This window comes from Collinsella aerofaciens, from assembly GCF_015554145.1.
Lineage (GTDB): Bacteria > Actinomycetota > Coriobacteriia > Coriobacteriales > Coriobacteriaceae > Collinsella > Collinsella aerofaciens_AA.
In genome coordinates, this window is sequence record NZ_JADNHZ010000012.1 from 22,234 (window position 1) to 45,031 (window position 22,798).

A 22,798-nucleotide genomic window follows, 5' to 3' on the forward strand; every position below is an offset into this window, starting at 1 on the left:
TCAAAGCCCTTCTCGGCCGCCGTAGCTACCGGTTCCGGCGCCGCAGGATAACGCCTGCGGCGATCAGCACCACCGCGCCGCCCGCGATGCCACCCAGGGCCATCGGCGACAAGCTGGTATCGCCCGTATACGGCAGACCCGGCTTCTCCTCCTTCGGCACCGGTGACTTGCCCGGCGGATTGGTGGGCGGCTCCGTCGGCGGGGTGGTCGGCGGCGTGTACGTGTTCTTGAACACCGGCGCCACGGCGCCGTCATAGGTTACCGTCGCCACCAGATGGCCCGCACCGTCGTCTGTCACCGTCACCGTTACCCGGTGCTCGGCCGCGTCGTACGTCACGTTCTTCTGACCGTCGTCCACCTCGGAGATGCTGTAGGCGTACGTTCCGGGCTTGTCGTACGAGATCGCCTCGAAGCCCACCGTGCCGTCCGCCGCGTTCTTTGCGGTCTGCAGCACCTTGCCGTCGGCATCCTTCAGCTGGAAGGAGAACTGCCCTTCCTTCAGGTCCTCGCCGCTCAGCACCTTGGAGGCCCCCAGCTTCACCTCAGTCGCGGCCGGCGCGTAACTGTTGCTGAACGCCACCGCATCCGCAGCCTTGCCGCCCTTGCTGTAGGCAACCTGCGCCTCCAGCGCGTGCGTCTCCGCATTCTCCGTCACCGTCACCGTCGCGGTAAAGACCGTCGTGTCGTAGGTGACGCCGTTCGCCGTCGCCCCTGCCCGCTCGGACACGGTGTAGACGTACGTCCCCACCTTGTCCAGCTGCAGCGGCGCGAAGCCGAACGTGCCGTCGGCGCCGTTCTGCACCGTCTGCACCACGTTACCGTCGGCGTCCTTCAGGTTGAAGAAGAACTCACCCTCGGCCAGGTCGCGGCCGGTCAGAGCCTTCGTTCCGGTAATCGTCGCCGTCGTTGCCGTCGGCGTGTAGGTGTTGGTGAAGGTCAGATCCGCAGCCGTCTTGTTCGCCGTCGCGGTCAGCTGGCCGCTGCCGTCATCGGTCACGTTCACCGTTACGTCCAGCACCGCATCGCTGTAAGTGATGGTGCCATCTTGGCCCGCAACCTCCTTCACCTGGTACGCATGCGAACCAGTTGCGGTGTACGAGATGGCCTTGAAGGTAAACGCTTTACCCACGTTCGTGGTCCGGTCGATCTCCTGCCCGGTGGCCACGTCAATCAGCGCGAATGTGAACTCGCCATCGGCGGGCGTCCGCGTGGTGGCCGGGTCGGCATTCTCAAGCACCTTGGTGCCAGAGATCTGGTAGGAGGTCTGACCCGGCTGATAGCTGTTCGCAAACGTCATGGTATTGGGGGTGACGCCGTTCTCGGTGCCCTCGCTCGGTTTCACCGTAGAGCTCTCTACCACCAGCTTGCCGTCGTTGTTGTCCTTCACCACGTAGGTCAGGGTGTACGTCTTGCCGGTGTAGGTCACGCCCGGCACGCCCGGCGCGCCGTCCGTCGGCTGCACCTCACGGACCGTGAAGGGAAAGGTGCCCGCATGGTCGAAGGTCAGCTCGTTAAAGTAAACCTTGCCCTTGGCGTCGTTCTTCTGGGTCTGGAGCACCGTACCGTCAGACCCCACCAGCTCGAAGGCGAAGTCTCCCGCCTTTAGCTGATAGCTGCCGTCGTGCACGTCAACGCTCTTGGTGAGGGCGATCGCGCCGGAGTTCGTCGCCTTCGCCTTGTAGGTGTTGGTGAAGGTGGGCTTCGTGGCGTCCGCGCCGTCGTAGGCGACGCTCGCCTGCAGCGTGCCGGCATTGTCCACAACCGTCACCACGGCATGATGCACCGCGTCGTCGTAGGTCACGTAGGCCAGATCACCCTTCCGCTCCACGATAGTGTACTCGTACGTGCCCGGCTTCGCGTAGGAGAAGGCGTCGAAGTTAACGCTTCCGTCCGCGCCGTTGGTCGCGGTCCGGACGGGCTTGGCCCCGGCAAGCTGCTCAGCAGTCATTTTGCCCTCGTACACATCGAAGGTGAACTCGCCGTCCTTGGGGACGATCGGCGTGTTGTCGTCCTTCTTCACATAGCTCTTCTGCGCACCGAGGGCCAGACCGGTCGCGGCCGGCTGGTAGGTGTTGGTGAAGGTATCCGAGCCGGATGCGCTCGTCACGATCGCCTTCGCATTCAGTGCTCCGTTCCCGCCGTCTGTGACCGTCACCGTATAGGTGAGGGCATGATTGTCATAGACCATGCCCGGCTCCGCGCCCGGCTGCTCCACGATGGTGTAGGTGAAGTCCTTGCTCGCGGCACCGTCCAAGTCGGAGAGCTGGAACTCGCGCGTGAAGCAGACCTTGCCGTTTGCATCGTTCTTCGCGGTGGCGATCACGTTGCCGGCAGCGTCCTTCAGGTCGAAGGTGAACTCGCCGTCCGCAGGCTTCGTCGTGTGATCGAAGCCGTCCGCAACCTTGATGGTCTTGGTCGCCGTCAGCTCCACGGATCCCTTTGCGGTGTAGGTGTTGTTGAAGGTGGGAGCCGTAGCGGTACCGTCATAGGTGACGGTCACCTTCGTCTTGTTGTTGTCGTCCTGGTTCTGCTCTACCTTGACGTGGACCTTGACTTCCTTGGCGTCGTAGGCCACGCCGTCGACGGACTGGCCGGCCTTCTCCTCCTTGAGCGTGTAGTCGTACTCGCCCAGGTTCAGGCCCTTGACGGTCAGCTTGACCTTGCCATTCTTATCGTTGGTGCCGCGAGCGTCCTCATTGCCGTCCTGGTCGTACAAGCCGAAGGTGAACGCATCGGCCGTCAGGTCCTTGCCCGCGAGAACTTTCGTGGCCTCAACGGTGACGTCCGCCGTCGGCTTCGTGTTGGTGAAGGTCGGCACGGCCTTCTCACCGTCGTAGGTGACGGTCGCCTTCAGCTCGCCCTTTTCGTCGGTGACCTTGACGTGGACCTTCACGCCCTTCGCGTCGTAGACGACGGTCGAGTCGGCGCCCTTCACCTCCTTGATGGTGTAGTCGTGGTCGCCCGGCGTAGCGTAGTCGATGGCTGCAAAGGCGACCTTGCCGTCCTTCTCGTTTTGGACAGTCTGGACCACGCTGCCGTCCTTGTCGAGCAGCTGGAACGTGAAGTCACTCCCCGCGAGCTCGCCGCCCGTGAAGCGCTTCGTCGCCTTGAGCGTTACCGAGGTCTCCTTCGGGCGGTACGTGTTCGTGATCACCGCAATCTGATCGTCGATCACCTGAGATGTGGCGGTGCCATCATCCTTATAGATCTGCTCCATTTTGACGACTGGCTCGGTCAGATTTCCCTTGCCGTCATCCTTCACCGTTACGGTCACTTTGTATTCGGCGCTGGAGTAGCTGACACCGCCCAGCCAACTGGGATCGCTCTTGGCGGGCGTAGTCTCGGCAATGTAGTAGGTGTACTTGCCAGGCTTCTCATACTTAATCTCTCCGAAGCTAAATTCTTCGGCGCTCGTAACGGTCTTCTCGACCTGCTTCATGCCGGCCACGGGCGCTGCCGTGGCACCATCAGGCATCGGCGTTCCATCGGCGGCGCGCAGGCAAAGCTCGAAGCTGTCGGCGCTAGTCCACTCACGGCCGGTGAACTTCTTCTTCGCCTTGATGCCTGTGAGCGTCACCGAAGACTTCACGCTGTAGCTGTTGGTGAACACCAGCTTGTTGTCTTTGGCCACCGTGCCGTCGGAATTCTGCGGGGCAATCCTGCCCGAGATGCTATCGCCTTCTTCAGTCAGATTCTTGTCACCCTGCTTGCGGCCGGTCAGCTTATAGCCCGCGGGCATCTTGTCTGCGCCGGTCAGCTCCTGCACCGCGTACTGGTCACCCTCGGCGAGACCGTACACGCGGATCGTCTGGTCGGCCGTGATGGTTTGTGAATAGCCGTTCGTCAGGTTGAACACGTTGCCGACCCGCCGCTCGCCCGCAGTCCCCGCCTTCTCGAACACTGCAGCCTTGTAGGTCTTCCCCTCGGGCACGGTGAACTTGAAGGTGAACCCCGCGTCCTTATTGCCCGTCAGGCCATCGGGCACGTCAACCTTCTTCGTCACCTCGAGGCTCGCCTCGCGTTCGTTCGCCACGCGCACGCAGGTGGCGCCCGTGAACAGGGCATTCAGGTTCATGTCGCCCAGATCGGCGCGGGCGCCCTTCGCATTAGTGACACCAGGTTCATCCTGCGTGATGCCCATACGTATCCAGCCCGTCTCGGTCTCCAGGCGGTAAGGTTCGTCCTTCTTGGTGGGCCCATACTGGTAGACACGTCCATTGGCGCCGTACTTAAGATGTACCTCATTCTCGCCGCCCTTGGCGTCATTGTTCCAGGAAAGATTGCCGTTGCCGTCGAGCGTCCCGTCGGACGTCTGGCGCTGGCCCTTGATCCACGTGAGCGTGTTGTCAATGTCGCCCTCTGCGCCAAACTGGCCCAGGCTCTTCATGAGCGAGCCCACGCCCACGAACGTCGAAACGCCGTCATCAACTGTACCAGCATCGGCGTGGACGCCGTAATCGTCCACAATCACCTTGATGAGCCTGTCATTAAGCAGGAAGCCATTGGGCGCCGAGACCTCCTTCAGGAAGTAGGTACCCTTCACGAGCGGCTCGCTACTGTCGCTCGTAGACGGGAATACGCCCGCCCCTTCGAGCTTGACCGGGTTGGCGACCGACCTCGTCGTCAGGGTGTCGTAGGAGGCCTGGTCGCCATCGAGCACGGCCTTGCCGTTCGCATCCGTAGTCACCTGGGTGGACTTGTAAAGGCCGAACTTCGCCCCGTCAACGGGCTTACCCTCGGTATCGGTCTTCTGCACGAACAGGCGATTCTGGATGTTCGTGACGAGCAGGCGCGTGGCGAACTGCCGCTTGAAGTTCGTGCCGTCTGCGATGTCGTCGCTGTACACGTGGACTGTGTTCTTAGGCGTCGCGTCGCCGATCGAGCTCGCCGTTGTGTGGCAGATGGCCACCGTGTACTCGGCATCCTTGCGGGCATCACCGCTCAGCAGGTAGTAGTACTTGGAGATGTCACCGGGCAGATTTTGAATCTCTACCTGGTACTGGCCGCTTGTGTTGAGCGTGAAGGCGTGCAGGTCCTTCTTCGCCGCCTCGATAGCACCGGTCATGCCCGGCTCCTTGGCGAGGGTGTATCCCGCTCCCGTCGATGGGTCGCCCGACACGGCGTACCAATTGCTCGGATCTTTGATACCTGTGCCTGCGCTTTTGTCGCGCTTGAGCACCACAGCGAACAGTATGCCGGAGTCCAGATTGACGGTCTTGTCGGACTTCGTCAGGTCATTATTTGCCTTGTACACGGTCGACGGCGCGGTGATGGTCTCCTTCGCGGCGGCGAACGCACCGGTCTTCCACACGACGCTGCCCGCGTCCATACCGCCGCGGTTGATGATGACGCCGCCCGCGCCGTTCTCAGCGCTCGCGGGCACGTACTCGAGCTGCATGCTACCACCCGTCGCCGCGAGACTCGAGCGGTATCCCTCGGGTACGCGCGTCTCCTTCAGGAGGTAGTACTTGTTGTTGTCGTGATCCTTGTTGTAGAGATCGTCGAAGTTGATGACGCCGTTGTCCACGTCGTTCGTGAGCGTTAGGTGGCCGGCCTCGTCCGTGGTACCGGAGCCGAGAAGCGCGTTCTCGTTATTGGTCGTATCTGTAAAGCTCCCGTCTGTTTTGTACAGCGCGAACTCGGCACCCTGTACGAACTTGCCATCCTGGTCGAACTTGATAATGTCGGACTCGGGCACCGTCACGAGGTTGAACTTGAGCTCCATGTTGGAGTCGGTGGCGCCGCGCTCCAGGTAGAAGAACTTGAGGGTGTGGTTGGTGTCGTCGGCGAAGGTGTTGCCTTTCCAGCTCGTGTCGTCGGCCTTGCCCGCCTCCTGGTACTTGGTCAGCAGTGTGCCGTTGTAATTGTCGTTTACCTTAATGTCGCCCGTACGAAAGTTGATGCTCAGACTCGCGCGGTTGTGAATGCCGCCAATGTCGCCCACAAGGACATCGTCAATGAACACCCAGACGTCGTCGTCGCCGGCGAACTCGAAGGTCATGTCATTATTATTGTTCGTCAGGCCGCCGTTGGGCTGCACGAATCGCGTGGACATTGAGAGACCGAAGTGGTGGTTGACGGGTTTGCCGCCGTTGTAGCGCGAATCACCGGTGTTGTCTGCCTTGATGCCGTTTTGGACGAGCCTGTCGTTTTCCTCTTTGAACACCTTGTCTGCCGCGTCGAACGGGAAGAACTGACCCTGGTGGGACGAATCGCCCACTTTGTCAATGCCCCAGGTGTCATAGATGTCAAAGGCATTCTTGTCAGCGTTGTAGGCTGCGTAGTTTTCGGAGCTGTCATAGACGTAGTAGCCGTCCTGAACCTTAAGGAGGCCCGTCACGCCAAAATGGGATGTCTTGCCGGTCTGGGCAGAGGAATCGAATAGGTAGCGGAGGGACTCGTCGCCCAAGGCTTCGGAAAGCTTCGGGTAGCCATCTGAAAGCGTGTTGTTGACGATGCCGGGCCGCGGGCTCGTGCCGCCCGTCCAATTGTTGAGCGGCCCATCACCCTTGCCGTCGTTAAACTGGAACTTGTGGCCTGCGTTGACGCCGCCGTTGCCGGAAACCGACAGATGGTTATCGGGATTCACCCAGTAATCAAACAGGTTGATTGTTGTCCCCGAAGGCGAAATCGTCGTAACCGTGTGGTCCGAAAACGCCGCTTCCGCACGGGTCGGCAGGAAGAAACTCGCCGTCAGCGCGACGGCGAGGGCCAAAACAATCACATATGGCGAGACCGGGCGCAGCCCACGACGACGGCCATAAGACATGACGGACCACCGCTCGCGCGGCCGGTGTTCACCAGGAAGTTCCCTGCTTAGACACCCCCCCGGTAGCATTATTCACGAGTCGAGACGTCGTCTCTCTGAGCTCCTGCATAATTTCCTCCCCAGTCACACGGCGACCTGCCCGAGTGCTCCCCGGGGGCCGAGGCAGTCTGGCACATGCCCGCAGTCGTTCAAGGAATACCAACCCCAGCATATGTCTCTTAAGATATCTTAGTCTTATTCTATGACAGTTTTTGTCTCATTACCGATGAAATCGGCTCAGTCCCTTTGTCACATGCTAGAGCGTGTGGAGCAGGGCGATGAGGAAGCGGATGCCTTGGAGGTAGGCGCGACGGGTGATGCGCTCGTTGGTGCCGTGGACGCCGCGGTCGCATTCGTCATCGTCGACCACAAAGGCGGAGAAGCGGATGCACTCGTGGCAAATGCGCTGGTAGTTGGCGGCATCGGTTGCACCAATCACGGTCGAGGGCACGATGCTCATCGGCTCTTGGCCCACCGCAGACGATCCGTTTTCCTCCGTCGGCTTGGGATCACGGAAATAGCGGGCGGCGATGGCGCGGACGGCCTCGAGCCCCGGACCGCCCACGCGCGGGGACGGCGAGGGTTCGGAGCTACCGGGGCCGAGCTCCACTTCGACACGGCCGGCGAGCCCCGCCGCGGCAACAGCCTCGCGACAGCGCGCCACGACGTCGGCCACGCTCGTGCCCTCGAGCATGCGGAAGTTGATGTTGGCCCACATGTCCTGCGGCATTACGTTGGCTCCGGTGCTGCCGCCCTCGATCTGGGTCGGCGCGCAGGTGGTCGTTACGAGCGGATAGAGCTTTTTGCTAGCGAGGCAATCGCGTACGATGGCGTCCTTGTTGGAGGCGATCTCGTCGACCGTGTAGAGCCCCAGCTCGCCAAGCTGTGCGGCAAGCAGGTCGGTCACGCGCGTCGGCCACTCGATATCGCAGATCGACGCGATGGCGCGGCTGAGCACCTCGAGAGACGTGCCGCCGTAGGGATTGGACGAGTGCCCACCTTCGCTCTTCGTCTTGAGCACAACGTCGGCATAGCCCTTCTCGGCCAGGTCTGCGTGCATGAGCCAGCCCTCGCCCGCAGCATACTCGGCAGCCGGAACGATGCGGTAGTCGCCCTCGTCGATCAGGTACTCAAGCTCAATACCGCGCTCCTCGAGCACGCGGCCGATGGCACCCGCGCCGTACTGTGTGGTCTCCTCGTCCTGGCCAAAGGCCAGCAGCAGCGTGCGCTCGTGCTGCCAACCGTGCGCCAGTGCATACTCCACCGCCTCGAGAATGCCCGCGACCTGGTCTTTCATGTCGATGGCGCCGCGGCCCCAAATGTAGGTGTCGTCCACGTGCCCGCTAAAGGGAGCGTGTGTCCAGTCCTCCTCGGTGCCCGGCACCACGGGGACCACGTCCATGTGGCCCATGAGCATGACGGGATTGAGCGCGGGGTCGGAGCCGGCAAGCGTCACCAACAGCGAATGGTCGATAAGCTCAACCTCGCCCGCCGCGAACACGCGCGGCCAGGCCTGCTGCATATAGGCACGCAAATCGGAAAACGGCTGCCAGTCCACCGCCTCGGCATCCATGCTCGAAATCGTCGGAAACGACAGGACGCGGCCCAAGCGCTCGCACGCACCAGCCTCATCCAAATCGGCAAAATCGTCCTCATGCGCAAAAAAGCGCCAAACCTCGGCCATGACATCCTTTCGATTGTGACAACGAGGGCCGCCCCACCGGAGCGGCCCTGTCGTTCACGTGTTTGCGGTCGGTTACTTGTCCTCGAGATAGCGAGAGAGGAACTCGCGGGTGCGCTGGTGTTTGGGGTTGCCGAAGAGTTCGGCCGGTGCCGCGTCCTCGAGCACCACGCCCTTGTCCATAAAGACCACGCGGTCGGACACGGTGCGGGCAAAGGCCATCTCGTGCGTGACGACAACCATGGTCATACCATCGGCGGCGAGCTTGCGCATGACCTCGAGCACCTCGCCCACGATCTCGGGGTCGAGCGCGGAGGTCGGCTCGTCGAACAGCATGATCTGCGGGTTCATGCACAGGGCACGCGCGATGGCCACGCGCTGCTTTTGGCCACCGGACAGGCGACCCACGGCGGCATGCGCGAACTTTTCGAGTCCCACGCTCGTCAGATGCTCCATAGCGACCTTTTCGGCCTCGGCCTTGCCCATCTTTTTGAGCGTGACGGGCGCGAGCGTGCAGTTGTCGAGCACGTCCATGTTGTTGAACAGGTTAAAGCCCTGGAACACCATACCGATGTCCTCGCGCAGCTTGTTGATATTGCAGCGCTCGGCTGTGAGGTCCTGGCCGTGGAACCAGATGTGACCCGCGTCCGGAGTCTCGAGCAGGTTGAGGCAGCGCAGGAAGGTCGACTTGCCCGAGCCCGAGGCGCCGATGATGGTGACGACCTCGCCGGGATTGACGGCAAGGTCGATGCCCTTGAGCACCTCGAGCGAGCCGAAGCTCTTGCGCAGGCCCTCGACGCGGATGAGCGGCTCTTGGTTTTGTGCGGCGGCCGCGGCGCCGGTAGTGGCGGTATCTGCCATGATGATTCTCCTCGTCTTGAGCCTAGTTGGAGCTGGGCAGCGTGGCCGGGGCCGCGGCGCCGAGCTTTTTGCCAAAGGCCTCGAGCAGGCGGCTCGCCACGAGCGTCAGGATCAGATAGACCACGAGCGCCACGCAGTAGACCTCCATCTGGCGGTAGTAGACGCCGGCGACGGTGGTGGTGGCGTACATGAGGTCGAACACGCCGATGACCGAAAGCACCGACGAGTCCTTGATGTTGATGATGAGCTCGTTGGTGAGCGCGGGGATCGCGTTTTTAATGCCCTGAGGGAACACGACCTTGCGCATAGCCTGCCACTGCGACAGGCCCAGCGAGCGCGCAGCCTCGGCCTGGCCGGGATCGATGGACTCGATGCCGCCGCGCAGGACCTCCATCATGTAGGCGGTAGAGTTGAGCGAGATGGTGACGAGGCCAGCAGTGAAGGTACTCCAGATCTGGTTGGCCTGGGCGGTCTCGAAGCCCATGCCGCGCAAAACGGTGAAGCCCGCGTAATAGATGAGTAGGCCCTGGACCATCATGGGCGTGCCACGCACGATGGTGGAGTAGATGGTCGCAAAGCCTCGGCCAATGCTCTTAAAGAAGCGCACCAAGTCGTTGTCCACGCGATCGAAGGTCTGAATGCGCAAAAACACAAAGAGCAGCGCAAGGAAAAAAGCGATGACGGTACCGAAGGTCGCAAGTGCGATGGTGATCTCGATGCCGCGGATAAAGAAGTCCCCGCTCTTGTAGGTCATGTAGACCAGGCTCGACAAAAAGTCGCTGGGGTTGGAGTCCGAGACAATACTCACCTGCACCAGGTCGATAAACGACATGACGCAGCGGTCGACAAAGAAGATCGCCGCGATGACGACCACGACATAGCTGCCCAGGCGCGCGCCGCGACGGAAACGCTCGGATGCAAACGGTGACTTTTCGCGATAGTCGCTCCAGTGCATAACCTTGGTGACGAGCGCTGCCGCCGACACGACGATCCAGGCCCAAAGAATCGCCCAAAGGCAATCTTGGAAGATGCCGGTGGGCGCCAAAAAGCTCAGCGGCGTGGGGTTGCGCTGGCTAAATGCCAAGCCGAGCGCCGCGATAACGCTCGTGCCCAGGTACACATAACGGTGGTCGGCCTTGATAAAGGAGGCCAGACGATTGATGCCTTTCATGCTGCCTCCCTATGCCGGCTGACGGTCGAGGCACGCGTCCCACATCTGGTCGCGCTCCTCCTGGCTGATGCCCTTGAGTGTCTTGTCGATGAGCTTAAGCAGTTTGTCCGAGCCCTTGCGGCAACCGACATTTGCCGTGACCTCCTGCTTAAAGCCCTCGCCCTCGGCAAAGTGGATGGGGACGATACCGGGATTTTGGGCCATATAGCCCTTTTCGTTCTCCGTGTTGTAGGTCACGGCGTCGCACGTGCCCTGCAGCAGATTCGAGAACACCGTGGGGACCGAATCGACCGGGTTCTTGTGCACAACGCCCGGAATCTCGTCGATGACGGTATCGAGCATGGTGTCCTTTTGGCCGAGCACCGTGGCACCGCTGAAGTCGCTGAGCTTGGTGGCGTTTTGGTAGGGCGAGCCCTCTTTTACGAACAGGCCAAAGTAGCCAATGAAGTACGGGTCGGAAAAGCCGACGGACTCCTCGCGCTCGGGCGTGGCGCTCATGCCGGCGATGATGAGGTCAATCTGGCCGTTGTTGAGCGAGTCGATAAGGCCCGAGAAGCTCTGCTTGACGGCAACGGGCTCGCCGCCGAGAGCCTTGCAGACGATCTTGGCGATCTGCACGTCGTAGCCATCGGCATAGGCGCCCTGCACGTTGTCGATGGGGATCGTGAACTCGCTGGCCTCGGAAACCTGCCAGTTGTACGGGGCGTAGGCCGCCTCCATGCCGATGCGGATCTTATCCTTGCCGATCACAGAATCGGACAGGTCATCGCGACCGCCGCCCGTCGTGGGCTGAACTACTTCCAGCGTGGAGGGACGCTGGCAGCCGGCAAGTGCGCCGGCGACGACAGAAGCGCTCGCAGCGAGAGCGCTACCCAAAAAGATGCGACGGCTGCATACCGGCTGTGGATGCGCGTCGCGTTGATGGGGAGAATGCATAATCTGCCTTCCCTGTTGAATCGTATGCTGACGACTTAACAGGATATACGCCAGCGACCAGCAGCGCAGCACAAGCTCGAAAAATTAATAGACACACGGTAGTCATTGGGAGCGTCGATGTTTTGGCAATGCCAGCGGGCGCCACCCAGAGCGAACAAGTTAGCATGAAAAAGGCAAGGCATAGACCTTCTGGTCATGCCTTGCCTTTTGAATGACAAATTGTCGCTCTGGGTGGCGCGCAGCGTCGACCGGTCCGTCGTTCGTTAGAACGGCGGAACCTCTAGAGCAGGGTAACGCTAAAGCTGCGAACGTCCGTCTCACCCGGTGCCAAGGTAATGGTGTTGACCTTGTGCTCAAAGACGTCGTCCTCGGTGTCCATGGTGGTGTGACCGGTCCAAGGCTCGAGCGCCACAAACGGAGCATCGTTGGCGGCAGACCACACGCCGATGTACTTAAAGCCCTCAAAGTCGATCTTGACGCCGTGGCCCGACTTGCGTCCGCGCAGCGTGAGCGTGGAACCCGGGGTATCGGTGAACATGATGGCATCGTTATCGAAGCTGCGGTGCGTGATGGGCAGCACGTCAGAGTTATCGGGCGCCTTGTAGCTACCCTCAAACGTCATGAGGCCATCGGGCGTGATGATGGGAGCCTCGTTGGTCCAAGCCTCGGTAAACGCCAGCTCGTAATCCTCGAATGCCTCGTCCTCGGCACCGGGGGCGGGCACGTTAAATGCAGGGTGGCCGCCCACCGAGAACGGCAGGTCCACGTCGCCGGTGTTCGTAACGGCAAAGGTCTGGGTAAGCGTGGCGTCGCCGGTCAGGGCATAGGTCATGTTGAGCTTAAAGTGGAAGGGGAACGCCTTGAGCGACTCAGGCGTGTCAGTGATCTCGTAGGTGACAGACGAGCCGTCCTCAGAGACCTCGACCAGCTTGTGCTCGACGATGCGCGCGAGTCCGTGGCGCGGCATCTCGCAGGTGCCGGCCGCAGACGTTGCCGTGTTGTTGCGCAGCGATCCCACGATGGGGAACAGAATCGGCGCATGCTTGCCCCAAAAGGCGGGGTCGCCCTGCCACAGATACTCGTTGCCGTTGAGGGCAAGGCTCGTGAGCTGGGCACCCATGGAATCGATGGCCGCGGTGAGGCCGCCGCGCTTGATGGTAGTGACGGTGGACATGTTACTTCCTCCAAAAGTAAACAATAGTGTCGAGGGCTATTGTCCCACTCTTGGCGGCAAGGAGAAGCGACAGGCACAGTTATTGAACGATTGCGTAAAGGTCGAACCCGCCCTGCGGCGTGCTGTCGACCGTATCGGGCGCCTGTGAATTAAAACTCACCGGAACCATGCGCTTTGAGGCACGGTAACGCGTGCCGTCGGTGGCGACGGGCGGCTCATCGACCGTGAGCTCGTAGTCGCCGGGCTTGAGCTCGATGCCGTCACCTTCGGAATTAACGTATTGATACTCGTCGATTGCTTGTCCCTTGAGCGTGCGGCCCACGATATGGATGAGCATTTGGCTATCGCCGCGCGCGGTATCCCACGTCGCGCCGTCCTTAACCTCGACCGACACATGCACCGAGCGCGTGCGGCTGAGCGATTGCTCGACAGACATCTCGACCTTGGCGGCGTCTTTGCGCTGTTGCTCCACGTGGCTCCAGACATTTCCGATCGCCGAGCAAGCGATGACGCCGGCCATGAAGGCGATGAGGATGGGGCCGAGCGGTGAGCGGCGGGCCGCGTCTTCCTCGCGAGCCAGGTTGGGGCGACGCGTGGGGGCGGGCGCCTGGGCACCCTGCGCGGGCACGTCGAGTATGCTGAAGGATGCCGTGCTGCCGGGGTCGATGGTGTGGCGCGGCTGCGGGGTCTTGGCCGGCGAGATGGACATGTCGGCTGGCTCACCCAGCGTGGCCGTGGCATCGGCCTTTGCCTCGTCGGCCTCGGCCTGGGCCCAGGCCTGCTCGAAGGTCAGGGGCTCGGCGGGGTCGGAATCGGCATCCGAGTCAAGCGCATCGCCAGCATCGGAGTCCACATCGGTCCCGTCGCTCAACTCATCACTTGGCAAGGGCTCGTCCCACACCTCATCCGGAGCCTCGCCCTCGCTGTACCACCATTCAAAGCTATCGATATCCATACGGGGCGCCCCCTTGGCCTCGCAAATAAACACTTGCTAGCCTTATACCCCCAGACGGCACGGCGGCTCGCCGGCACAGATAGGAAAACCATCACAACATTCGACGCTTTTCCTCGTTTTCGAGATTTTCATCGAATGTTGTGACGGTTTGGGCGGCAGCCATGCCGCGAATGTGACAGAGGGACTGTCCCTTTGTCACATCTGAAGGGCGACGGGGATTTGGATGCAGCAGAAGTCCTCTTGATGGGACTCGTCGTAGCTCGTGGTGTCGAGGTAGCAAAAGTCGAAAGCGTTGCCGATGGGCTGGAGCGCGTGCTTGTCCATGCAAGCCACGATGGCGCGGATGCCCTCGGGCTCATACGGCATGCCCCAGCGGCTCATGCACAGATACGTGCCCTCGGGCAGCACCTCGACGCCAATTTCCGCCAGCTCGGCAGGATCGCTCGGCAGCATCTCCTCGGCACCGCGCGGCAGCACGGCAAAGGAGCCGGCGCCGGCGATGGGATCGTCGGAATGCAGCGCCTCGCGACGCAACATAGCTCCCCAACCGCGCATGGGGCGCGTGCCCGTCAGCGTACGCATGCGCAGTATCGCCCGCATGAGCGTGGGGTGAAGCATCGAGCGGCCACGCTCGATTTCGCTCGGAAACTCTTCAAAGACCACGTAGCGGCGCTCGAATTGCTTGAGCTCCGGCCTGCCCTCGCGCTCGCGCCAGTAAACCGCCTCGTCGTAAAAGCTCAGGCGCTCCTGCACGCTCGCGCGCTCGGCTTTGAGCCCGGCAATCTGCTCGTCGAGCGCCTGCACCCGTGAGCGCAGGTGATCGGTCATCTCGCCGATGTCGAACGTCGAGGTCAGACGGTCAATCTCATCGAGCTCGAGCCCCAGGTCGCGCAGCATGCAGATCAGGCGCATGAGCGGGATCTGCGTGGGCGAATAGAAACGGTAGCCCTTTTCGTTAACCACGGCGGGCTTAAACAGGCCGATCTTGTCGTAGTAGATGAGCGTTTGGCGCGAAACGTTAAACAGGCTCGCCATCTCGCTAATCGCATACATGCCCGTCTGCATAGGTCCTCCCGACACATCCTTTTGGCGCACAAAGCCCGCCGCCCACAGGGGCAGCGGGCTCAAACACCCCTCGTATCCTACCCTAAAAACGCCTACGACCAGCGCTTATAGTTTGCACACGACACGCCGACGGCCTCGAGCGCCTTGGCGGCGATGTGATGCACCGCGTCATCGAGCGTGGCGGGGCCGTTGTAAAACGTAAGCATAGGCGGCATGAGCATGACACCCGGCACGCGCGCCAGGCGCGCCATGTTGTCGACGTGAATGGCGCTGAAGGGCGTCTCGCGCACCATGAGCACCAGGCGGCGTTGCTCTTTCATCTGTACGTCGGCCGCGCGCAGCAACAGGTTTTCGCTATAGCCGCTCGCAATGCCGGCGAGCGTCTTCATGGAGCAGGGCGCCACGATCATGCCGTCGACCGGATAGGTTCCGCTTGCGATGGCGGCGCCGATGTTCTTGTTGTCGTAGACCACATCGGCATGCGCGGCAAACTCGTCGAGCGTCATGCCGAGCTCCTGCTCGATGGTGATCTCTCCCCCACGCGTGACGACAAGCGCCGACTCGGCACCGGCCTGACGCAGGCACTTGAGACACTCGAGACCCAGCGCAGCGCCGCTGGCACCAGAAACGCCAACGACAATGCGACGAGGACGAACAGAAGACTCAGGCATGACAACTCCTTAACTATTTGGCAGGGCTACGTACTAGAAAGCGAGCTCTGCTGCCCACTTATCTGTGTCGATCTCCATGAACTGCGAGCGGATGAAGTTCTTCTTGAGGTCGAACGGGACCGTGCAGTCGAAGATGGCCTTGCAGGCAATGCCGTGCTCGCGGATCGAAGGGTCGAACGCGGGGTCGTTGGACGGATCGAGCACGTGGCAGTGGCAGCCGGGGATGGTGATGAGGTCCACGTCGGCCTGGAAGCGCGTGGTCATGGCCCACATCACGTCGCTCATATCGAAGATGTCGACGTCCTCGTCAACAAGGATGACGTGCTTGAGCTCGGAGAATGCCGAGAAGGCGAGCATGGCGGCGTTGCGCTGACGGCCCTCGTCATTTTTGCTCGACTTCTTGAACTGCATGATGGCAACGAACTTGCCGCCGCCGCAGGGAGCAGCGTGGACGTTGAGCAGGCGGCCCGGGATAGCGGTCTCGACCATCTTGTAGATGGAAGCCTCGGTGGGGATACCGGCCATGGACACGTGCTCGTGCGAAGGGCCGATGCAGCTCTCCATAATGGGGTTGACACGCGTGGTGACGGCGGTGATCTTGATCACCGGGCAGACCTTGGCGCCGCCGGTGTAGCCGGGGAACTCGGGCATGGCGTAGCCGTGGCCGTTGACGTCCTCGTTGATGGTCTCGTCGTGCATGAGGTAGCCCTCGAGCACGTACTCGGCATTGGCGATGCACTTCTGCGGAACGGTGACGCAGTCGGCAAGCTCGACAGCGTGGCCGCGCAGGGCGCCGGCAATTTGCAGCTCGTTGAAGCCGAGCGGTGTGGTGGGAGCCTCAAAACCGCAGCACATGTACACGGCGGGGTCCAAACCGATGGAGATGGAGATGGGCATGTCTTCGCCGCGCTGGCAGTACTCGTCAAAGAACGCGCCCAGGTGACGGCTGCCGGGGGTAATCCACATGGCAAGCTTATCCTTGTCGACGCAGGAGAAGCGGTGGATGGTCACGTCGGACTGGGAGCCGTCGGGGCTCGTGCCGTAGGCGAGGCCCATGGTGATGTAGGGGCCACCATCGACGGGCGTGTTGGTGGGAGCGGGAACGATCTTGCGCAGGTCAAAGCCCTCGTCGGTCGCCTTGTACACGACCTCCTGGCAGTCGACATGCTTGCCCTCGGCGATCTGCTCGGGCGCGATCAGGTTCTCGAAGCGCTTACCGATCTCGAGGCCCAGGTGCTCCTCGTCCAGATCGAGCAGGGCGGCAACGCGCTTGCGGCTGGCAAGCATGCCGATGCAGACCTTGGCATCGTCAAAGCCCTTGACGTTGTTGAAGACCATCGCCGGACCCTCTTTGGTCGGACGCATAACGGTGCCGCCGGCACCGACGTGGCGATAGACGCCCGAGACCTCGGCGTCCGGGTCGACCTGGGTGTCGGTCTCGAGCAGCTGGCCCGGCATCTCGCGCAAAAAGTCGAGTGCGGAGCGCAGGTCGTGGATCTGGGAAGCATCGGTAGTGGACATAGCATGCTCCTTTCGGGAGAGTGCCCGGCGGCGGGGATGCCGCCGGGCTGGGTAACGTAGTGGGGCCGCGGCGCTCATAGATGAGGCGCTCGACCGTTTACATCAGGCCAAAGAGGTGGAACCAGGCGGCCTCGACCAGCACGACGGCAAAGACGACCGCGGTGAGGGGAATGCCCATGCGCATGGCCTCTTTGGAGGTGTAGCCGCCGGCGTCCTTGCCCTCGCCGATAAGGATCGGCAGGTTGTGGAACGGCAGGATGTAGTGGATGTTGATGGACGTGAAGACGATGAGCGCCACGGCGAGCGGGCTCACGCTGGAGCCGGCCGCGAAGCTGATGAACGCCGGCACGCACACGCCGAGCACGGCCATGACCGAGCCCATGAACATGTGGATGACCATGGAGAGCGCGGCGACAAGCAGGGCGAACAGGAAGATGTTCTCGGGCACGGAGCTGGGGAGTACGACGTCGGCGATCCAGGCGTTCATGCCGGTGGCGCCGCCCACGGAACCCACGGCCATGGCGGCCGTCAGGAACATGAGGGACTTGATGTCGACAGCGTTCCAGCTGGCGGGAGTGAGGACCTCGCCGATGATGGGCATGGCGAGCGCGACGCCGATGGCAAGTGTCACCCAGCCGATGTAATCGCCCGAGACGGTGAGCCACAGCGCGATGGCGATGACAAGCCACACGATGGTGCGGATCTCCTTGACGGAGAGCTTGCCGAGCGCGGCCTGCTTGGCCACGATCTGCTCGCGATCGTAGACGAGCTCCTTGCTGGGCTTAAAGAGGAAGAGACCCAAGAACAGGGTGCACAGCAGCGCGACCAGCATAGGCACGCTCATGTACAGGAACCAGTCGACAAAGGACGGGCTCATGCCGCCGGCCTCGGCGCTGTACTGCGCAACGAGCGGGTTGAGTGTGGAGTCGCCCGTCAGGAAGAACATGGAGCCCGGGGCAGCAGCGGCAAACACGAGGAAGCCGAGCTTACCCTTGTCGTCGTCACCGTAGCCGGCGGACTCGGCGATGACCGAGACGACGGCGAGGATGAGGAAGGCGCGGGGGAACGGATGCGGGATCAGCAGCGACAGCACAAAGGTGAGAGCGAAGATCGAGATGATGAGCGACTTGGCGTCGCGCACGAACTTGAGCATAAACGCATAGGCGATGCGCTCGCCCAGGCCCGACTCCTTGACCGCGCTGGCGATGAGGTAGGCACCAATGACGAGCCACATGGTGGCTTTGGTCCACGAGCTAAACGTGGAGGCGACTGTCGCCGAGATGCTCGCGGCGCCCGTGTCGTCCACGCACACCTTGAACAGAACAAGCAGCGCGCAGTAGAGCAGGCCCACAAAGCCCGGCTGCGCCACGCCGCATGCCCAGAACACCACCGTGGCGAGCGTCAGTGCCAGACAGGTCTGAGCGCCGACCGTGAGCTCGACCGTCGAGCTCAGCTCCGCCAAAGGAAGAAACTTCACCAGCAAAAAGACAACGATACCCAGCACAAAGCCAATTTCGCGCTTGGTGATCTTAAACGCCTTCTTTTCCGCTTCCATCTCTCCACCTTTCTTGTTGGGGGCGCTCCGGATTCGCGGCCACGTTGCCACTTGAAAAGGGGCGCCCGTTATCGGACACCCCTTACGTTGCGCTGTGTTGTGGCAATACAGTCAAGCGGGATTTTTGGATGAGAAGCGATCCTCTGGGCAAAACCGTCACAACATTCGACGCTTTTCCTCGATTTCGAGATTTTCATCGAATGTTGTGACGGTTTGGATGTGGCAAAGGGACTGTCTTTTGTTTCACATAGCGAGATCCGTACGGATGGATGGGTCGCTGAGGGCCTCGCGGAGCCAGGGGGCCAGCTGCTCGGGGTGACCCTGCAGGTAGCCTTTAAGCTCGGACGGGGCCACGCGGCGCACTTCCGAGATCTCCTCTTGGTTGATATGCAGCTCGCCCGGCTCAACATGGGCAAGGTAGACCTCGCACCATTCGCACTCGCAGCGGCCGTCGCCGTGGTCCTCGCGGTACACCACGTGACCGAGGTGCTTGAGCTGATCGGGCCCGCGCGTGATGCCAAGCTCTTCGTTGATGCGACGCGCCGTGGCGGCCGCGACGTCTTCCCCGGGGAGCGGATGGCCGGCGCAGCTATCGGCCAGCACCCCGCCCCACAGGCGCTTGAGCGGACTGCGGCGACAGAGCAGCAGGCGCGCGTCTTCGCCCTGGCCCTCGACCAGAAGCGTCAGAAATGCCTGATGCAGGACGCCCTCCCCCGTATGGGCTTCGATGCGATCGACGGGGCCAAGTGCCTCGCCGGTCGCAGCATCGACCGCCACGACCTCGGCGCCTGCGCCGCCCTCATCCCAGCCGGCGCGCAGAATGCGGGCTGCGGCCTCCTCGAGCGCGGCGATGAGTTCCTTGGTGGTATCGAGCATGCGCCGCAAGTCGTCCGCGGTCGCGTTCTCCACATGAAAACCCGTGCTTGCAACTACCGGCACGCCAAAGCGCGTGGCCAGCGCCGCCGCAATATCGTGCGCCGGGATCTCGTCTCGATGGCACGGAACGGCCAGGATGCTCACCGTCGCCGTACGGCCGGGCTCGGGGCGAGGAATGGCCTGCGCCGTGGCGCCCAGGTGCGCAAACTCCGGCGAGCAGGCGTACACCGCCATACCTCGCGGCGTCACCGTCAACTGGGCCTCGAGCGCAAACTTGCCCTCGCCCACTACAACCTTTGTCGTGTGCATACCCATGGGATCTCCTGTCGCCCGCAATGTACCTGAGACCATCTTCGCCTGTATTGCGACTATACAGGCAAGCGCAGCCTGCGACAAAGGAGGCAGGCACCTGACACATTCTGTTAGAGTTGCAGGGATTGAATCCCGCTTATTCATGCGACATTGGAGTGACAACCTTGACCGCCGCAACCACGCCTAAAAGTAAGTCAACCGCCGCCGCGCTCTCCCCCGCGCGCACCAGGCTCTGCCTGGCGCTGCTCGTGCTGCTGGGATTCTCGCTCGGCTGCTCCGAGTTCGTGGTCATCGGCATCGAAAGTGACTTGGCGACGGAACTCGGCATATCGCTTGCCGCTGCGGGCCAGCTCATCAGCGTTTTTGCACTGGTCTACGCCATCGCGACGCCGGTGCTTGCGCTCAGCACGGGGCGCTTCCGTCGTTACCAGCTGCTCGTGTGCTACAGCATTATCTTTGTGCTCGGCAATCTGGTCATGGCGTTGGCGCCCAACTTCCAGGTACTGTTTATCTCGCGCATTGTCCTGGGATCCGTCTCGGGCGCGCTGCTCGCCGTGGGCGTGACGTACATCCCCGAGCTGCTGTCCCCGCAGCAAACTTCGCTTGCCATCTCGGTCGTGTACGGCGCGTTTTCCGTGGCGATGGTCTTTGTGACCTCGATTGGCAAGCTTGTGGCCGACACGCTCGACTGGCACGTGGCCATGTACGGTACGCTGACCTTTGCCGTTTTGATCTGCGGAGCGCTCGTGGCGTTTATGCCGCGCGCCGGACAGACCGACGAACCCGCTACCTTCCGCGAGCAGGCGAGTCTGCTACGCGAACCGAGCATCATCACCGGCATGCTCATCTTTTTGTTTGGCGTGGGATCGGTCTATGTGTTCTACGGCTACGTGACGCCTTATCTTGAGCAGGTGCTGGGCATGGGCACTGTTCAGGCGAGCACCACGCTTATGGCCTACGGCGTGTTCTGCCTAGTCTCGAACATCTTGGGCGGATGGATCGACGCGCGCTTTGGCATGAAGGCGCTGCTTGTGACGTTTGTGCTGCAAGCTGCGGCGTTACTCGGGCTGTTTGCCGTGGGCGACACCATGCCGCTCGCGCTGGTCTTTGTCTTTAGCCTAGCGCTGCTCATGTACCTGTTCTCGGTGTCATGCATCACGCACTTTATGGACGTGGCGCGCAGCCGCCATCCCAAGTCGATGGTGCTCGCGAGCTCGGTAGAACCCATGGCGTTTAACGTCGGCATTTCGTTTGGCACCGCAGTAGGCGGCGCCGTGGTGAGCAGCGTTGGCATTGCCTACGTGGGCGCCGTGGGCGCTGCGTTCTCGCTCGTAGCCTGGGCGCTTGCGCTAGTGACGATTAAGCTGGCTCGCTGGGAGCGCAAGCGAGCGAGGGCGTAAGCGCAGATGCGATACTCGAGCTCGATGATGGCGATCGAAAGGAAACCGCATATGCAACGTGTACTGTTTATCTGCCATGGGAACATCTGCCGCTCGACGATGGCTGAGTCGGTGTTTACCGAGCTCGTGCGCCGCGCTGGGCGCGAGGCGGAGTTTGTCATCGATTCCGCAGCGACCTCAACTGAGGAGATCGGCAACCCGCCGCATCATGGCACGGTCGCCAAGCTGCGCGAAGTCGGGATTCCCGTCGTTGCGCACCGTGCCCGCCAGGTGCGTCGAGCAGAGTATGGCGACTGGGATCACATTGTCTATATGGATGCTGAGAACGCGCGCGGCCTGCGTCGCATCTTTGGCGACGACCCCTACGGCAAGATTACGCGCTTGCTCGATTGGACCGAGCGCCCCGGCGACGTGGCCGATCCCTGGTACACCGGCAACTTCGATGCCACCTACCGCGGCGTACTCGACGGTTGCACTGCTATGCTCGAGCAGCTGTAGGCAAGCGAGGTCGCGGGCCACGCCTTCGGCGCGAAACGAGCGTGGATAATCTCCCGCATGAAAAATGAGCGTGGATTTTCTCCCACTTTGAGCATTCAAGTGCGCTCTAAACGGGAGAAAATCCACGCTCACCTATCCGTCGACGATCTCGGCAAGCCAAACGTTCAGCGTATCGACCTCGGGGCAGCAGAACTTTGCTGTGCCGGGCTCGTTGCCAGGCACGGTTCCGCCATAGCGCAGGATATCGATATAGGGAAAGCCCACGTGACAGGCCATGGCGCACATCTTGCCGCGGTCTCGGTCAAAGTCAAAGACGTCGCCCGGCTTGTGACCATGGTGGCAGCGGCACGTCCCCAGCTGGTCCACGCAGCTCACGCGGATACGCGGCCGCTTGCCACGCGGCGCGCCGAGCGGCCTGTTCTCGCCCGCAGGCTTGACGCCGCCCTCGCCAGCGTTACTCATGGTCAATCACATCCAGGCAGGCCTCGATGGGCAGGCCGGCAGACTTATCCTCCTGCGCAGCATTGCGCTCGATAAGCTCGGCCACCACGCGCATGGCATCGGCCGTGGCGCGCTGAAGCGTCCAACCGCTCATCACGCGACCCATAAGCACGGCCGAGAACGTATCGCCCGTACCCGGGAAGTACACCGGGATCAGCTCGAAGGGGATCGTGAAGTACTCCCCCGCCACATGGTCGTAACCGATAACCGCGTTCGTGCCATTGACCACGGCGCTCGTAATGACCACCGACTTGGCACCCAGCTCGCTCACGGCGTCCACAAGGGCGCGGGCCTCATCGGGCGTGATCTGTTCTGCAATAGGCGTATCGGTGAGCAGACAGGCCTCGGTGTAGTTGGGCACCGCGTAGTCTGCGCACTCCAGCAGGTGCCGCATAAGGCCAATCGTGGACTCGGGCACACCGGCATAGAGCTTGCCGTTGTCGCCCATGATGGGGTCGACGAACACCTTGGTGCCCTTTTGCGCACGGCGGTGGCAAAAGTCCGAGATGATACGCGTCTCTTCCTCGGTCACGATAAAGCCGGTGGAGATGGCGTCGAACTCAAAGCCGAGCTCCTCCCAGATGGCGAGGCTCTGGCGCACGTACTCGGTGGTGTCGTGGATGTAGAACTTGGGATAGTTGAGCGTATCGGACACAAGTGCCGTCGGCAGGTTATGGATACGGTAGCCCATGTGCGACAGCACCGGCAGCATGGCGGAAAGCGCGACCTTGCCGTAGCCGCACATATCGTTAATCAGCAGCAGCTGAGTATTCTTCATGAGGGTCTCCCTTGTTTCGGGCGCGGCGCAGCAGC

16 protein-coding genes are annotated in these 22,798 nt (G+C 61.9%); 2 read left to right on the top strand and 14 right to left on the bottom strand.

What is annotated here, in order from left to right; all coding sequences use genetic code 11:
* Window positions 1-25 precede the first annotated feature (25 nt).
* From I2E13_RS06235 to idi, 12 genes are all read right to left on the bottom strand, one after another.
* Window positions 26-6,769, bottom strand: a complete 6,744-nt coding sequence (locus I2E13_RS06235) for a Spy0128 family protein (RefSeq protein ID WP_195404536.1) — start codon at window positions 6,767-6,769, stop codon at window positions 26-28.
* Window positions 6,770-7,064: 295 nt separating this feature from the next.
* A complete protein-coding gene (locus I2E13_RS06240; protein WP_195404537.1) occupies window positions 7,065-8,492 on the bottom strand; it encodes a M20/M25/M40 family metallo-hydrolase in 1,428 nt (475 codons plus the stop codon).
* Between the two features lie 72 nt (window positions 8,493-8,564).
* Entirely contained in the window at window positions 8,565-9,350 is a 786-nt protein-coding gene (locus I2E13_RS06245; protein ID WP_148331840.1) for an amino acid ABC transporter ATP-binding protein, read from the bottom strand.
* A gap of 22 nt (window positions 9,351-9,372) precedes the next feature.
* The gene (locus I2E13_RS06250) at window positions 9,373-10,521 is read right to left on the bottom strand and encodes an amino acid ABC transporter permease (protein ID WP_195404538.1); all 1,149 of its coding nucleotides are present in this window, start codon (window positions 10,519-10,521) and stop codon (window positions 9,373-9,375) included.
* Between the two features lie 9 nt (window positions 10,522-10,530).
* A complete protein-coding gene (locus tag I2E13_RS06255) occupies window positions 10,531-11,457 on the bottom strand; it encodes a transporter substrate-binding domain-containing protein (RefSeq protein ID WP_117640968.1) in 927 nt (308 codons plus the stop codon).
* A 280-nt stretch (window positions 11,458-11,737) separates the two neighbouring features.
* Complete coding sequence (locus I2E13_RS06260; protein ID WP_117770541.1) at window positions 11,738-12,631, bottom strand: aldose 1-epimerase family protein; 894 nt, start codon at window positions 12,629-12,631, stop codon at window positions 11,738-11,740.
* A gap of 79 nt (window positions 12,632-12,710) precedes the next feature.
* The gene (locus tag I2E13_RS06265) at window positions 12,711-13,586 is read right to left on the bottom strand and encodes a hypothetical protein (RefSeq protein WP_117635557.1); all 876 of its coding nucleotides are present in this window, start codon (window positions 13,584-13,586) and stop codon (window positions 12,711-12,713) included.
* Between the two features lie 195 nt (window positions 13,587-13,781).
* Window positions 13,782-14,714, bottom strand: coding sequence for a MerR family transcriptional regulator (locus I2E13_RS06270; protein ID WP_229057853.1), 933 nt, complete (start codon window positions 14,712-14,714; stop codon window positions 13,782-13,784).
* 29 nt (window positions 14,715-14,743) lie between these two features.
* Window positions 14,744-15,322, bottom strand: a complete 579-nt coding sequence (locus I2E13_RS06275) for a UbiX family flavin prenyltransferase (protein ID WP_195404540.1) — start codon at window positions 15,320-15,322, stop codon at window positions 14,744-14,746.
* A 33-nt stretch (window positions 15,323-15,355) separates the two neighbouring features.
* A complete protein-coding gene (locus tag I2E13_RS06280; protein ID WP_195404541.1) occupies window positions 15,356-16,843 on the bottom strand; it encodes a UbiD family decarboxylase in 1,488 nt (495 codons plus the stop codon).
* A 97-nt stretch (window positions 16,844-16,940) separates the two neighbouring features.
* Window positions 16,941-18,398, bottom strand: a complete 1,458-nt coding sequence (locus tag I2E13_RS06285) for an SLC13 family permease (protein WP_229057854.1) — start codon at window positions 18,396-18,398, stop codon at window positions 16,941-16,943.
* 243 nt (window positions 18,399-18,641) lie between these two features.
* A complete protein-coding gene (gene idi / locus I2E13_RS06290) occupies window positions 18,642-19,589 on the bottom strand; it encodes an isopentenyl-diphosphate Delta-isomerase (protein WP_195404542.1) in 948 nt (315 codons plus the stop codon).
* A 152-nt stretch (window positions 19,590-19,741) separates the two neighbouring features.
* Between idi and I2E13_RS06295 the strand changes: the two genes are divergently transcribed.
* Both I2E13_RS06295 and I2E13_RS06300 read left to right on the top strand, forming a co-directional pair.
* A complete protein-coding gene (locus I2E13_RS06295) occupies window positions 19,742-20,986 on the top strand; it encodes an MFS transporter (protein WP_271817615.1) in 1,245 nt (414 codons plus the stop codon).
* Window positions 20,987-21,037: 51 nt separating this feature from the next.
* Window positions 21,038-21,484 carry a low molecular weight protein-tyrosine-phosphatase gene (locus tag I2E13_RS06300; protein ID WP_195404543.1) on the top strand — a complete coding sequence of 149 codons (447 nt, stop codon included), beginning with the start codon at window positions 21,038-21,040 and terminating at the stop codon, window positions 21,482-21,484.
* A 132-nt stretch (window positions 21,485-21,616) separates the two neighbouring features.
* On the opposite strand, the gene I2E13_RS06305 is transcribed toward I2E13_RS06300, so the two are convergent.
* Window positions 21,617-21,946, bottom strand: coding sequence for a TIGR04076 family protein (locus I2E13_RS06305; RefSeq protein ID WP_229057856.1), 330 nt, complete (start codon window positions 21,944-21,946; stop codon window positions 21,617-21,619).
* Entirely contained in the window at window positions 21,939-22,763 is an 825-nt protein-coding gene (locus I2E13_RS06310; RefSeq protein WP_195404544.1) for a PfkB family carbohydrate kinase, read from the bottom strand. The genes I2E13_RS06305 and I2E13_RS06310 overlap by 8 nt, the downstream gene beginning before the upstream one ends.
* Between the last annotated feature and the right edge of the window lie 35 nt (window positions 22,764-22,798).